Raw genomic sequence first — 13,842 nt, 5'->3', positions numbered from 1 at the left:
TCCTGCACCTCAGGGCCCTGGTGTTCACGCAGCGTCAGCCCCTGCTCGGTCGGCGCTGGACGCGGGGCGGCGTGACGCCGTCCGCGAGTCGCCGGGCGGTCACCAGGAAGGCCGTGTGGGCGATCATCCGGTGCTCGGGGCGCACCGCCAGACCGACGCTGTGCCACGGGCGCACGATCGCCTCCCAGGCCTGCGGCTCGGTCCAGCACGCCTGCTCGCGCAGGGCCTCGCTGAGCGTCGAGAGCTGCGTCGTCGTCGCCACGTAGCCCACCAGCACCCCGCCCGGGACCAGCGTGTCGCGCACGACCGGCAGCACCTCCCAGGGCGCGACCATGTCGAGCACGATCCGGTCGGCGGTCTCCCCGGGGTCGTGGTCGGCGAGGTCCCCGACCCGCAGATCCCAGTTTTCCGGGTGCTCGCCGAAGAAGCGCTCGACGTTCTTCTCGGCGTGCTCGGCGTGGTCGGCGCGGATCTCGTAGGAGCGCACGTGCCCGCCCGGCCCGACCGCCCGCAGCAGGCTGCACGTGAGCGCGCCCGACCCGGCGCCGGCCTCGAGCACCCGCGCGCCGGGGAACACGTCGCCCCACATGACGATCTGTGCGGCGTCCTTCGGGTAGATCACCTGCGCGCCGCGGGGCATGGCCAGCACGTAGTCGGGCAGCAGGGGCCGCAGGGCGAGGTACGGGGTGTTCGCGGCGGAGTGGACGACGCTGCCCTCGGGGGCGCCGATCAGCTTGTCGTGGGCGATCGCGCCCCGGTGCGTGTGGTAGCTCTGCCCGCGCTCGAGCACGAGGCTGAAGTGCCGGCCCTTCGGGTCGGTGAGCTGCACCCGGTCGCCGGGCCGGAACGGGCCGCTGCGGACGGGCCCGCGCTCCTCGACCTCCCCGGCGTCCGGGGTCGCGTCCTCAGGGGCCGCGTCGTCCGGGGTCGGGTCGTCCGGGGTCGCGTCGTCCGGGGTCGTGACCACGTCTACGGCGTCCGAGGCCGTCACGACGTCCGCGGCGTCCGCGCCCTCGGCGGCGACCGCCTCGTCGGCCCGGGCCTCCTCGCTCTGCACGGCGAGTCACCCTAGGCACCGGCCCCCTGCCGACGGGGGCGTGGGTCGACGCTCTCCCTCTCGATCTCGCGAGGGTGTCGTGGCTGTCGTCCGGCGCGGCGACGCGCTGGCGGCACTCCGGAGAGATCGTCCTGGAGAGGTGCCGCGGCGAGGGGCACGGTCCGCAGGCCCGCGAGCCTGTCGATCATGCGCAACGTGCCCCTCGCGGTGCGCCGAGGCTGGCGCGCTCCCCCGACGCTCTCCATGTCGATCTCGCGAGGGTGTCGCGGCTGCTGTCGGCGCGACGACCGTGGCGACACTCTGGAGAGATCGTTCTGGAGAGCTGTCGCGGCGAGGGGCACGGTCGGCAGGTCCGCCAGCCTCTCGATCATGCGCAGCGTGCCCCTCGCGCTCGGACCTCGCCGAACCGCCCGGGGCTGTCGGTGCCGTGATCTAGCCTCACGCTCGTGGGCACGGAGACGGCGACGCAGGCCGGGGCGGTGATCGGGGCGGAGGTCGGGGCGGAGGTCGGGGCCCCGCCGCGCCCGGCCGCGCTCTCGCCGTCCCGGGCCGTCGACTTCCGGCGCTGCGCGCTGCTCTACCGCTTCCGCGCGGTCGACCGGCTGCCCGAGACGCCGTCGCCCGGGGCGCTGCGGGGCACGGTGGTGCACACGGTGCTCGAGCGCCTCCACGCCCTCGAGCCCGAGGCCCGCCGGCTGGGAACCGCGCGGGACCTCGCCGTCGCGGTGCTCGACGCCCTCGACCCCACGGAGCGGGCGCTCCTCGGCGAGGAGCCGGGCGTCGACGGGCTGCTCGCCCGCTACTTCGCCCTCGAGGACCCGCGCACCGTCACCTCCGAGGCCCGCGAGCTGCGCGTCGAGGCGGAGCTCGCCGACGGCTCCCCGCTGCGCGGCTACCTCGACCGGCTCGACACCGGGCCGGGCGGGCTCACCGTCGTCGACTACAAGTCCGGGCCCGCGCCGTCGGTGCACGCCGAGGGGCGGACGCTGTTCGGTGTCCGCTTCTACGCGCTGCTGCTCGCGCGGACCCGGGGCGTGGTGCCGACGCTGCGGCTGCTCCACCTCGCCGACACCACCACGCTGACCCTGCGGCCCACCGCCGACGAGCTCGACCGCTTCGCCCGCGTGCTCGCCGCGGTCTGGGCCGCGATCACGAGGGCCGCGCCCACCGGCGACTTCCGCCCGAACCCCGGCCCCGGCTGCACCTGGTGCCCGTTCCGCGACCGCTGCCCCGCACACGGCGGCACGCCCCCGCCCTATCCGGGCTGGCCCGGAGACACGTCCGTGGGTACACCGGCGACGGCCACGTCGCCGGCGGCACCCACCACCCCGGCCCCCCTGCCCGTGCCCCGCCCCCGCTCCGCCACACCCTCCGGACAGCCCGTGGGAGACGCCCCGTGACCGCGCTCGTGACCGAGCCCTTCTTCCGCCTGCTGCCGCCCGTCGCGGACGACCCGCCGGGCACGCAGCGGGTGCTCGCCACCGGCTCCACCGCCGGCCCCTGGTTCCCCGACGGCCAGCACATGGGACCGCCGAGCGCGCTGCTGGTGCGCGCGCTGGAGCAGTGCGCGCCGCGCGAGGAGATGCTGCTCTCGCGCCTGACCGTCGAGGTCCTCGGGCGGGTGCCGATGGGCGAGCTCACCGTCTCCGCGCGCGTCGAGCGGGCCGGGCGCACCATCGAGCTCGTCGTCGCCGAGCTCGCCGCCGCCGGCCGGGCGGTCGCGCGGGCGGCGGGCTGGCGCCTGGCGGTCACCGACACCGCGGCGGCGGCCACCGCGCCCGGCCCGTCGATGCCCGGTCCCGAGGAGGGCCGCGCGATCCCGAGCCCGGCGGGCTGGCTGCCCGGCTACCTCGACGCCATCGACTGGCGCTGGCTGGAGGGCCACCTCGGCGAGTCCGGGCCGGGGCGGGCGTGGGGCCGGCTGCGGGTGCCGGTCGTCGAAGGCGAGGAGCCGACGCCGTGGCAGCGGCTCGCCTCGATCGCCGACTCCACCAACGGCGCGGCCGCGCGCCTCGACCTCAACGACTGGCTGTTCGTCAACACCGACCTGACGCTCCACGTCCACCGCGCCCCGCGCGGCGAGTGGATCGGGCTCGACGCCGACAGCGTCATCGGCCCCGAGGGGCTCGGCACGGCGTTCTCGGTGCTGCACGACGAGCACGGCCCGGTCGGCCGCGCCGCGCAGGCGCTGACGGTCCGCCCTCGCTGAGGGGTCGGACCGTCGGGGCGAGGGTCAGCGGTTCCCGTTGCCCGCGCCGATGGCGCGGCACGACTGCAGCGACGAGGTGACGATGCCCGTGGCGCCCAGGTCGGCGAGCTCGTCCATGATGTCGTTGACCCGCTTGCGCTCGACCATGGAGCGGACCGCGACGAACTTCTCGTTCGACAGCGGCGCGACGGTCGGCGACTCGATGCCCGGCGTCAGTTCGACGGCGCGGTCCTGCAGGTCACGGGGGCAGTCGTAGTCGAGCATGACGTAGCGGCGGGCGTAGACGACGCCGCGCAGGCGCTCGACGAAGCGCGACTTCGAGCGCTCGGTCTCCGGCGAGTCGGGCACCTGGTCGAACTTGGCGTTGCGGTCGATGATCACCGCCTCGGACTCGGTGATCGGGTCCCCGATGGTCACCAGCCCGTGCTGGGCGAGCGTGCGCCCCGAGCTGACGACGTCGGCGATGGCGTCCGCCACCTGCAGCTCGATCGAGATCTCGACCGCCCCGTCGAGGCGGATGACGTCCTTCGCCGCGATGCGCTGCTGGGCCAGGTTGGCCCGGACGAGACGCGGGTACGACGTCGCGATCCGCTTGCCGGCGAGGTCCTGGACCGTCCACTCGTTGCGCGCGGGCGCGGCGTAGCGGAACTTCGAGTGCCCGAACCCGAGACGGAGCAGCTGGTTGACCGAGGCGCTGGACTCCTCGGTCAGGTCGTGGCCCGTGATGCCGAGGTGCAGCTGGCCCTCGGAGACGTAGGTCGCGATGTCCTTCGGCCGCAGGTAGAAGAACGTGACCCCGTTCGCCTCGTCGTGCAGGCTCAGGTCGCGGCTGTCCGTCCGTTGCCGGTAACCGGCGTCGCGCAGCATCGTCGACGCCTCCTCCGACAGGGATCCCTTGTTGGGAACGGCGACGCGGAGCATGGGTCCTTCTCCTCCCGACACCCCCGTGGTGTCGACTACAGGTGCTTGTAGACCTCGGCGAGCGTGAGCCCGCGGCCGAGCATGATGACCTGGACGCGGTAGAGCAGCTGGGAGATCTCCTCGGCCAGCTTCTCGTCGGTCTCGTACTCGGCCGCGATCCACACCTCGCCGGCCTCCTCGAGCACCTTCTTGCCCTGGGCGTGCACCCCGGCATCCAGAGCGGCCACGGTCCCGGATCCGGCCGGTCGGTCCCGCGCCTTGACCTCGAGCTCGTCGAAGAGCTCCTCGAACGTCTTCACGTCGAGCCATCGTCGCACGGGGACGGAACCGGTCGCACACTGCCGGCCCCATCCGGGGTGCGCCGGACGGTCACCGTGCGCTCACCGCGCGCCGGCTCGCGACCGGTGGTCGTCGCTCCCGATCAGCAACGCCTCGCGCAGCTCGTCGACGGACAGCCCGACGAGGTCCGGGCGCAGCAGCCGTCGCTCCCCCGGCGGAACCGAGACCTCCGAAGGGACCACCACGACGGTCGCGCCCGCGGCCACCGCGGAGCGCGTGCCGGTCGGCGAATCCTCCACGGCGACGCACGCGTGGGGCGCGACGCCGAGCAGCTCCGCGGCCCGCAGGTACGGCGCGGGGTCCGGCTTGGTCGCCGACACCTCGTCGCCGCACACGGTGACGTCGAAGAACTGCCGCCCGATGGTGTCGAGCGCGACGTCGGTCAGCTCGCGGTAGGTGCTCGTGACGAGCGCGGTCGGCAGCCCCGCCGCGCGCACCGCGACGAGGGCCTCCCGGGCCCCGGGACGCCACGGGAGGTCTACGGCGAAGAGCCGCTTGGTGCGCTCGAGCAGCCACCGGCCGTCGGCCGCGACGCCGTCCGGGTCGTCGGGGTCGAGCCCCGCCGCGGCGCGCACGGCCGACACCGAGCGCGGCAGCGACGACCCGACGAGGTCCTCGCGCAGCTCGACCGAGAGCTCGCCGCCGAGGTGCGCGGCGAGGTCGGCCAGGGACACGTCCCACAGCCACTCGGAGTCGACCAGCGTGCCGTCCATGTCCCACAGGACGGCAGCCAGATCAGGCACGGAGATCAGGCATTGAAGTACTTGGCCTCCGGGTGGTGCACCACGAACGCGTCGGTCGACTGCTCGGGGTGCAGCTGGTCCTCATCGGAGAGCTCGACGCCGATCCGCCCCGGCTGGAGGAGGTCGACGATCTTCGCCCGGTCCTCGACGTTCGGGCAGGCGCCGTAGCCCAGCGAGAAGCGGGCGCCGCGGTAGCCGAGCTTGAAGTACTCGTTGACGTCGGCCGGGTCCTGGTCGGCCATCGTCGAGCCGTCGGCGAACGTCAGCTCCTCGCGCACCCGGCGGTGCCAGAACTCCGCCAGCGCCTCGGTGAGCTGCACGCCCAGGCCGTGCACCTCGAGGTAGTCGCGGTAGGAGTTCTCGGCGAACAGCGTGTTCGCGAAGTCCGCGATCGGCTGGCCCATGGTCACGAGGTTCATCGGCATGACGTCGACGCCGCCGAGCTCGCGGGCCTCGTCGCGGGTGCGGAAGAAGTCGGCCAGGCACAGGCGCCGGTCGCGCTTCTGCCGCGGGAACGCGAAGCGGTGCAGCTCGCCGGCGTCGGGCTTGGCCTCGTCGAGCACGACGACCTCCTGGCCCTCGGAGATCACCGGGAAGTAGCCGGTGACCAGCGCGGCGTGGCTCGTGATGCCCTCGGCCTGCAGCCGGTCGAGCCAGTAGCGCAGGCGCGGGCGGCCCTCGGTCTCGACGAGCTCCTCGTACGAGGGGCCCTCGTCGCCCTTCTGGCCGCGCAGGCCCCACTGCCCGAAGAAGGTGGCGCGCTCGTCGAGCATCGCCGCGAAGTCAGCGAGGCGCAGGCCGCGGACGACCCGGGTGCCCCAGAACGGCGGCGTCGGGACCTCGATGCGGCGCGCGACGTCCGAGACGGCGTCGGGGTCGAACGCGGGGTTCTCCTCGCCGGCCTCGGCCTCGCGCTTGGCCTTGATGCGCTCGGAGCGCTCGCGGCGCTCCTTGCGCTCGGCCATCTTGGCCTTCTCCTCCTCGGAGGGGCCCTCCCCGGTCATCACCGAGTCCATGAGCCGCAGGCCCTCGAACGCGTCCTTCGCGTACCGGACGTCGCCCTGGTAGAGCTCGCCGAGGTCGTTCTCGACGTAGGAGCGGGTCAGGGCCGCGCCGCCGAGCAGCACCGGGTACTTCTCGGCGATCCCGCGGTCGTTCATCTCCTGCAGGTTGTCCTTCATGACCACCGTCGACTTGACCAGCAGCCCGGACATCCCGATCGCGTCGACCTTGTTCTCGTCCGCGGCCTCGATGATCGCGTTGATCGGCTGCTTGATGCCGATGTTCACGACGTCGTAGCCGTTGTTGGACAGGATGATGTCGACGAGGTTCTTGCCGATGTCGTGGACGTCGCCCTTGACCGTCGCCAGCAGGATCTTGCCCTTGCCGGAGTTCTCGGTGGACTCCATGTGCGGCTCGAGGTGCGCGACGGCCGCCTTCATCACCTCGGCCGAGGCGAGCACGAACGGCAGCTGCATCTTGCCCGCGCCGAAGAGCTCGCCGACGACCTTCATGCCGCCGAGCAGGTCGGTGTTGATGATCTCGAGCGGGTCCTTCTCCTGCATGCCGGCGTCGAGGTCCTCCTCGAGGCCGTTGCGGTCGCCGTCGATGATCCGCTGCGCGAGGCGCTCGAACAGCGGCATCGCGGCGAGCTTCTCGGCCCGCTCGTCCTTGGCCGACTGCGCCGACACGCCCTCGAAGAGGTTCATGAAGTGCTGCAGCGGGTCGTGCTGCTCGCGGCGGTCGTAGACGAGGTCGAGCGCGGCCTGGCGCTGCTCCTCGTCGATCTGCGAGAACGGCAGGATCTTGGAGGCGTTGAGGATCGCGGTGTCGAGGCCGGCCTCGGTGCACTCGTTGAGGAACACCGAGTTGAGCACCTGGCGCGCGGCCGGGTTGAGGCCGAACGAGATGTTCGACAGGCCGAGCGTCGTCTGGACCTCGGGGTAGCGCTCCTTGAGCTGCTTGATCGCGTTGATCGTCTCGATGCCGTCCTTGCGGACCTCCTCCTGGCCGGTGGAGATCGGGAAGGTCAGGCAGTCGATGATGATGTCCTCGACCCGCATGCCCCAGTTCTCGGTCAGGTCCTCGATGAGGCGGAAGGCCACGCGGGTCTTCCACTCCGCCGTGCGGGCCTGGCCCTCCTCGTCGATGCACAGGCCGACGACGGCGGCGCCGTGCTCGCGGACGAGGCGCATGATCTTCTGGAACCGCGAGTCCGGGCCGTCGCCGTCCTCGTAGTTCACCGAGTTGATCGCCGAACGGCCGCCGAGCTGCTCGAGCCCGGCCTGCAGCACCTCGGGCTCGGTGGAGTCGAGCACCACCGGCAGCGTCGACGCCGTCGACACGTCGTGGGCGAGGCGGTCCATGTCCGCGACGCCGTCACGCCCGACGTAGTCGATGCAGAGGTCCATCCAGTGCGCGCCCTCGCGGGTCTGCGCCTTGGCGATCTCGACGCACTTCTCGTAGTCGTCCGCGACCATCGCCTCGCGGAACGCCTTCGAGCCGTTCGCGTTGGAGCGCTCGCCGATCATCAGCAGGCCCGTGTCCTGGCGGAACGGCACCGAGTGGTACATCGACGAGATGCCCGGCTCCGGCTGCGGGTTGCGCTCGGTGGGCGTGAGGTCGCGGCACTTCTCGGCGAGCGCGCGCACGTGGTCGTTGGTGGTGCCGCAGCAGCCGCCGACGAGCTGGAGCCCGTAGTCGGTGATGAACGAGGCGCAGTAGTCGGCGAGCTCGTCGGGCTGCAGGGGGTACTCGGGGCCGTTCGGGCCGAGCTCGGGCAGGCCGGCGTTGGGCATGACGCTGACGGGGATGCGCGACTGCCGCGAGAGGGCGCGCAGGTGCTCGCTCATCTCGGCCGGGCCGGTGGCGCAGTTCAGGCCGATGCCGTCGATGCCGAGCGGCTCGAGGGCCGTCAACGCGGCGGTGATCTCCGAGCCGACGAGCATCGTGCCGGTGAGCTCGACGGTGACGTGGCAGATCACCGGGACGCGCTTGCCGTACTGGTCCATGGCCCGGTACGCGCCGAGGATCGCGGCCTTGGACTGCAGCAGGTCCTGGCAGGTCTCGACGAGGATCGCGTCGGCGCCGCCCTCGAGCTGGCCCAGGACCGACTCGACGTAGGCGTCGCGCAGTTGCGCGAAGGGCGCGTGACCGAGCGTCGGGAGCTTCGTACCGGGGCCGTTGGAGCCGAAGACGAAGCGCGGACGGTCGGGCGTCGCGTACTCGTCGGCCGCCCGGCGCGCGATCTTGGTGCCCTCGAGGGCGAGCTCGCGGATGCGCTCGGGGATGTCGTACTCGTTGAGGTTCGGCCAGTTCGTGCCGAAGGTGTTCGTCTCGATCACGTCGGCGCCGGCCTCGAGGTGGCCCTGGTGGACCGCGAGCACGGCGTCGGGACGGGAGACGTTGAGGATCTCGTTGCAGCCCTCGAGCTGCTGGAAATCGTCGAGTGAGAGGTCCTGGTCCTGCAGTGCGGTCCCCATGGCACCATCGCCGATGAGGACCCGGGAGTGCAGAGCGGACAGGAAGGCAGACTCACCCGAAGTAGTCATCACGCGATCGTAACGTGATCGCCGAGCAGGTCCGGCTCCACTGCGAGCCTCGTCACGACACGTAAGCTGGGCCGGTGTCAGTCTCCGACGACCCCGGGATCCCTGCTCGTGAACTGTCGGACCCGGTCATGCTGTGCGCGTTCGAGGGCTGGAACGACGCGGGTGACGCCGCCTCCACCGCGGTCGAGCACCTCGCCCTGAACTGGGACGCCACCGAGCTGGGCGCGATCGACCCCGAGGACTACTACGACTTCCAGGTCTCGCGCCCGACCGTGCGCCTGGTCGACGGCATCAGCCGCGCCATCGACTGGCCGACCACCCGGTTCACCCTCTGCCGCCCACCCGGATCCGAGCGTGACCTGGTGCTCGTGCGAGGCATCGAGCCGAACATGCGGTGGCGCTCGTTCGTCGCCGAGATCGTCGCGAAGGCCGAGGAGCTCGGTGTCACCACCGTCATCACGCTCGGCGCCCTGCTCGCCGACACCCCGCACACCCGTCCGGTCCCGGTGACCGGCTCGTCGTTCGACAAGGCCTCCGCGGCCCGCTACGGGCTCTCGAGCTCGCGCTACCAGGGCCCGACCGGCATCACCGGTGTCCTCAACGACGCCTGCGTGCAGGCCGGCATCCCCGCCATCTCGTTCTGGGCCGCGGTGCCGCACTACGTCTCGCAGCCGCCCGCGCCGAAGGCCACGATCGCCCTGCTCCAGCGCGTCGAGGAGGTCCTCGACGTCGAGGTGCCGCTGGGTGCGCTGCCCGAGCAGGCCGAGAAGTGGGAGCGCACGGTCTCGGAGATGGCCGACGAGGACGACGAGGTGCGCGAGTACGTCAAGGCCCTCGAGGAGGCCGGCGACGCCGAGACCGACCTCGAGGAGGCCTCGGGCGAGGAGATCGCCGCCGACTTCGAGCGCTACCTGCGGAGGCGCGGGCCGGGCAGCAGCGGCCAGGGTGGTCCCGGGGGCACGGCGGGCGGTCCGCCCGGTCCCGGCAAGGGTCCCTGGGAGCGGTGACCGGCCCCTCCCCCGCGGCACCACCTCGCCCCGCGCTCGACCGCCTGCGGGTCGCGGCCCTCTACGCCGGGGGCTTCCTCGGCCCGTTCGGCGGCGGGATCACCGCGTCGATGCTGCCCGAGCTCGGCGCGGACCTCGGCCTCTCCCCCGCGGCGGCGTCCGCGTCGCTGACGGCCTACCTGCTGCCGTTCGCCCTGCTCATGCTCGTGTCCGGGACGCTCGGTCAGCGCTGGGGCGCGCCCCGGACGGTGCGGATCGCCTACGTCGCCTACGTCGTGGTGTCGCTGCTCGCGGCCGTGGCCGGCAGCGGCTGGCTCTTCCTCGGCGCGCGGGCGCTGCAGGGCGCGGCCAACGCGTTCACCACACCGCTGCTGCTCGCGGCGCTGGCGGCGGCGACCCCGCCGGAACGGCTCGGGCGCGCGCTCGGGGTGATGGGCTCGCTGCAGGCGGCCGGGATGACGTTCGCGCCGCTGGTGGGCGGGCTCGCCGCGGAGGTCGACTGGCGGGGCGCGTTCGTGGGCGTCGCCGTCGTCGCGGCCCTGCTCGCGGCGGCCGGACTGCCCGCCGACGCGGCGGACACGACCGAGCAGCGCCCGCGGCTGCGCGACGCCTGGCGGCCGTCGGTGCTGCGGCTCGGCCTGGTCGCGGGGCTCGCGTGGGGGGCGCTGGGCGGGCTGGCGTTCCTCGTGGCGCTGCGGGTCGAGGACGCGTTCGCCGTGGGCGCCGGGCTGCGCGGGGCGCTGCTGACGGGGTTCGGGATCGCCGGGCTGCTGACCGCGCGCGTGGTCGGCGGCGGCGTCGACCGCCTGGGGCCCGGGGTGCTCGTGCGCGCCGGCGCCGTCGGGGGCGCGGTGCTCGTGGCCGCGGTGGGGCTGCTGCCGTCGGTGGTGGCGATCGGCGCCGTGTGGGCGGCCGCCGGCGTCGCGGCCCAGTGCGTGCTGGTCGGCGTCAACACCCTCGTGCTGCGCGGGGGGACGGCCGGCGGGGTGTCGGTGGTCCAGGCGGGGCGGTTCCTCGGGGCCGCCGCCGCGCCGGCGATCTTCCTCGGGCCCTACCACCTCTCCCCCGTCGCGGCCGTCGGCCTCGCGGGCGCGCTGCGCGTCGGGGCCGCGGTGCTCGTGCCGCGGCGCTGAGTCGCTCGCGCGCTCGCGTCGTGGGGCGCGCGCGTGGTGGCGCGCGTGGTGGCAGCGAGGGACGCCCTCGCTGCGTGGGAGGCAGCCGAGGTGACCCTCGCTCCCCCGTCGCCGGCGCGCGTGGTGGGAGCGAGGGACGCCCTCGCTGCGTGGCAGGCAGCCGAGGTGACCCTCGCTCCCCCGTCGCCGGCGCGCGGTCAGCGGGCGCCGAGGCGCCGGGCGGCGGGCAGGGCCAGGAGTGCGGCGACGACGGCGGAGGCGACGCCCAGCCCCGCGAGCGGGCCGGCGAGGCTGCCGCTGGCCGTGAGGCCGGCGAGGGCCGAGAGCAGGTACGGCACCCCGAAGCCGAGGTAGGCGCAGGCGTAGAAGGTGCCGGTCAGGGCGCCCCGCTCGCTCGGCACGGCCAGGCGGGCGACGATCGCGAGCCCCGAGGCCAGGCACAGCCCGTAGCCCGCGCCGAGCAGCAGGGCGACGGGCAGCAGCAGCGGCCAGGCCGACAGCACCAGCGACAGCAGGGCGAGCCCGAGCCCCAGGGCACCGAGCCCGAGCCCCACCGGCCCCGACCAGGCGGCGCCGAGGCGGCGCTGCAGCGGGGGCACCAGCGCGCCGGTGGAGAGCGTGACGCCGGCGACGATCCCCGCCACGGCCACCGCCACGCCGGACATCTGCTGGGTCAGCAGCAGCGGCAGCACCGTGACCGCCGTCGAGGGGAACGCGAACACCCCGATCGCGATCGGCACCACGACCAGCGCGAACGCCCACCGCGTCCCCGGCGGGACGCCGAGGTTGACGACGGACCCGCTCGCCCGCCGGCGGTCGGGTGTCAGCGTCTCCGGGATGCCCGGCAGGAGCGCGACGGCGCCGACCATCAGCGCGACGTGCACGAGGTAGGGCAGCACGGTCGGCAGCACCACCCACTGCCCCATCAGCCCCGCGACCAGCGGCCCGAGGGCCCATCCCATCGCGAGCGCGATCGTCGTCAGGCGGGCCGAGCGCCCGGGCTCGCCGACCAGCTCCCCCAGCCAGGCGGTACCGACGCTGAACACCACCCCGGACACCGCGCCCTGCAGGAACCGGCCGAGGAAGAGCACGAGCACCGACGAGCCGGCGGCGAGGAAGAGCACGGAGACCAGGCCGGCGAGCACGACGAACGGCACCACGACCGGCCGGCGCCCGAGGCGGTCCGATGCCGGGCCGGAGAGCAGGAGCGCCGGGATGAGGCCCGCGGCGTACACGCCGAAGGCGGCGGTCAGCGTGGTCGGGGCGAGCCCGAGCGTGTCGCGGTAGACCAGCAGCAGCGGCGTCGGGACGTTCGTGCCGAAGGCGACGACGAAGACGACGGTCCACAGCGCCCAGGCCGGGGCGAGTGCGCCCCGCCGCGTCGAGGTCCGCAGGTCCGCCATGCCCCGCACCCTGCCGGATGCCGGGCCTTCGCGGGGTGTCAGCGGGCGGTCTGCGCGGCGAGCGGATCCAGGGTCGGCCCGCGCGGCAGGAGGTCGAGCACCGCTCGCGGCGCCGGCCGCGGGACGCCGAGACCGAGCGCGGCCGCCGCGCCGGGGTCGGGGACGACGAAGACGCGTCCGCCCGGGTCGACGAGGACGCCGGTCGCGGGGTCGCCGGCCCCACCCGGCCCCGCCGGATCGACGGGGACGACGTAGGCGCCGCCACCCGCGACCCAGGCGCCGTCGAGCGGGGGCCCGACGAGCGGGGTCGGCTCCACCGGGCCGGGCAGCCCGGGGCCGGCGAAGACGGCGGTGGCGCCGGCGCCGTCGGGGCGCGCGCAGACGGTGGTGGCCGTGTCGTAGGTGACGAGGCGCGGGAAGGTCGCCGGGTAGGCGGCGACGTCGACGACCGTCACCCGCGGGGCGTCGGCGAGGCGCCCGGCCGGGACGGCGGCGATGCCGGGGTCGGCGGCCGGGTCGGGGTTGGCGAACCTCGCCAGCTGCGCGACGACCGCCGGCACCTCCTGCACCCCGTCGGCGGCCACGAGGTGGAAGCGCGCGCCGTCCGGGCTGACGACGGCGCCCACGGGCACGCCCAGCCCGGCGGTGCGGGGCTCGGTGGGCGTCGTGCCGGTGCCCGGCACCGTGACCGGCCGCAGCGCCGGCGCCTCGGGCAGCGTGCCGAGCAGGGCCGGGCTGGCGGTGCGGGCGCGGGCCCCGGTGAGCTCGAGGCCGCGCACCACCGAGCCGGCATCCGGGGAGATCTGTGCCCGCCGACCCTGGCTGACCAGCCAGAACCTGTCCGGCCCGCGCAGCAGCAGCGCCTCCTCGGCGGCGAGCGGGCGCCCGGGCGCGGGGAGCCCGCCGAGCGCGACGGTGGTGACGACGGGGTCGGCGGCCGGATCGGGCACCGAGGGGTCGAGGACCGCGCGGTCGCAAACCGCCCAGGCGTCGGCGACCGGCGCCGCCGGGTCGGGCAGCACCGCGGGCGCGCCGGGGATGCCGGCCGGCGCGGTGCGCGGGGCCTGCGCCAGCGCGTCGTCGCGCACCGGGACCGGCGGGCCGGCGAGGCCACCGGCGTCCGCGGCGTTGCCCGCCGCCGCGGCGAGCAGACGCGCGGAGGTCAGGTTGAGGGCGGGGACCAGGCGGTCGGGACCGTGCGCGACCGCGTAGAGCGCGCCCGAGGGCTCCCCGCGCACCACGGCCTCGTCGCGCCAGCCCTCGTCCCCGCGCACGAGGCCCACGACCGCGAACCCGACGAGCGCCAGCACCCCGAGGACCGCGCCCACGAGCAGGGCGCGGTTCTGCCGCCGGCCCGGATCGTGGCGCGGCGTGGGGTCGCGGCCGACCAACGCCGACTCCAGGCGGCGCACCGCGAACCGGTGCGCCTGGACCTGGGTCGCGGTGGGCGGGTCCGACGGCACAGGGCGATGCCTACCG

11 protein-coding genes are annotated in these 13,842 nt (G+C 74.6%); 4 read left to right on the top strand and 7 right to left on the bottom strand.

What is annotated here, in order from left to right; genetic code table 11:
- Positions 1-34: 34 nt before the first annotated feature.
- Positions 35-1,057, bottom strand: a complete 1,023-nt coding sequence (locus PH190_RS25775; RefSeq protein ID WP_274234396.1) for a tRNA (adenine-N1)-methyltransferase — start codon at positions 1,055-1,057, stop codon at positions 35-37.
- 446 nt (positions 1,058-1,503) lie between these two features.
- Between PH190_RS25775 and PH190_RS25770 the strand changes: the two genes are divergently transcribed.
- Both PH190_RS25770 and PH190_RS25765 read left to right on the top strand, forming a co-directional pair.
- The gene (locus tag PH190_RS25770) at positions 1,504-2,457 is read left to right on the top strand and encodes a RecB family exonuclease (RefSeq protein ID WP_274234395.1); all 954 of its coding nucleotides are present in this window, start codon (positions 1,504-1,506) and stop codon (positions 2,455-2,457) included.
- Entirely contained in the window at positions 2,454-3,266 is an 813-nt protein-coding gene (locus PH190_RS25765) for a thioesterase family protein (protein ID WP_420791711.1), read from the top strand. Before PH190_RS25770 ends, PH190_RS25765 begins: the two co-directional genes overlap by 4 nt.
- 24 nt (positions 3,267-3,290) lie before the next feature.
- Here PH190_RS25765 and hisG read toward each other — a convergent pair whose 3' ends face one another.
- The 4 genes from hisG to metH form a co-directional block, all read right to left on the bottom strand.
- Positions 3,291-4,187 carry an ATP phosphoribosyltransferase gene (gene hisG / locus PH190_RS25760; protein WP_274234394.1) on the bottom strand — a complete coding sequence of 299 codons (897 nt, stop codon included), beginning with the start codon at positions 4,185-4,187 and terminating at the stop codon, positions 3,291-3,293.
- Positions 4,188-4,222: 35 nt separating this feature from the next.
- Entirely contained in the window at positions 4,223-4,486 is a 264-nt protein-coding gene (locus tag PH190_RS25755) for a phosphoribosyl-ATP diphosphatase (protein ID WP_274234393.1), read from the bottom strand.
- Between the two features lie 81 nt (positions 4,487-4,567).
- Entirely contained in the window at positions 4,568-5,269 is a 702-nt protein-coding gene (locus PH190_RS25750; protein WP_274234392.1) for an HAD family hydrolase, read from the bottom strand.
- A gap of 5 nt (positions 5,270-5,274) precedes the next feature.
- Positions 5,275-8,820 carry a methionine synthase gene (gene metH, locus PH190_RS25745; RefSeq protein WP_274234391.1) on the bottom strand — a complete coding sequence of 1,182 codons (3,546 nt, stop codon included), beginning with the start codon at positions 8,818-8,820 and terminating at the stop codon, positions 5,275-5,277.
- 128 nt (positions 8,821-8,948) lie between these two features.
- On the opposite strand from metH, the gene PH190_RS25740 reads away from it, so the two are divergent.
- Together PH190_RS25740 and PH190_RS25735 are read left to right on the top strand one after the other, a co-directional pair.
- Positions 8,949-9,827 carry a PAC2 family protein gene (locus PH190_RS25740; RefSeq protein ID WP_274234446.1) on the top strand — a complete coding sequence of 293 codons (879 nt, stop codon included), beginning with the start codon at positions 8,949-8,951 and terminating at the stop codon, positions 9,825-9,827.
- The gene (locus PH190_RS25735; protein WP_274234390.1) at positions 9,824-10,960 is read left to right on the top strand and encodes an MFS transporter; all 1,137 of its coding nucleotides are present in this window, start codon (positions 9,824-9,826) and stop codon (positions 10,958-10,960) included. The genes PH190_RS25740 and PH190_RS25735 overlap by 4 nt, the downstream gene beginning before the upstream one ends.
- 197 nt (positions 10,961-11,157) lie before the next feature.
- Here the strand turns inward: PH190_RS25735 and PH190_RS25730 are convergent, their stop codons facing one another.
- Together PH190_RS25730 and eccB are read right to left on the bottom strand one after the other, a co-directional pair.
- On the bottom strand, positions 11,158-12,363 hold the full coding sequence (locus PH190_RS25730) for an MFS transporter (RefSeq protein ID WP_274234389.1): 1,206 nt from the start codon (positions 12,361-12,363) through the stop codon (positions 11,158-11,160).
- Between the two features lie 38 nt (positions 12,364-12,401).
- Entirely contained in the window at positions 12,402-13,826 is a 1,425-nt protein-coding gene (eccB, locus tag PH190_RS25725) for a type VII secretion protein EccB (RefSeq protein WP_274234388.1), read from the bottom strand.
- Positions 13,827-13,842: the final 16 nt, after the last annotated feature.

The organism is Actinomycetospora straminea (assembly GCF_028737255.1).
In the GTDB taxonomy this organism is placed as follows: domain Bacteria; phylum Actinomycetota; class Actinomycetes; order Mycobacteriales; family Pseudonocardiaceae; genus Actinomycetospora; species Actinomycetospora straminea.
Note: the sequence above shows the minus strand (reverse complement) of the source record. Positions and strands in the feature narration are given on the sequence as shown.

Coding starts and splice junctions, on each gene's coding strand:
- metH (WP_274234391.1), bottom strand. CDS start 8,820: ATGACTACTTCGGGTGAGTCTGCCTTCCTGTCCGCTCTGCACTCCCGG.
- PH190_RS25730 (WP_274234389.1), bottom strand. CDS start 12,363: ATGGCGGACCTGCGGACCTCGACGCGGCGGGGCGCACTCGCCCCGGCC.
- PH190_RS25740 (WP_274234446.1), top strand. CDS start 8,949: ATGCTGTGCGCGTTCGAGGGCTGGAACGACGCGGGTGACGCCGCCTCC.
- hisG (WP_274234394.1), bottom strand. CDS start 4,187: ATGCTCCGCGTCGCCGTTCCCAACAAGGGATCCCTGTCGGAGGAGGCG.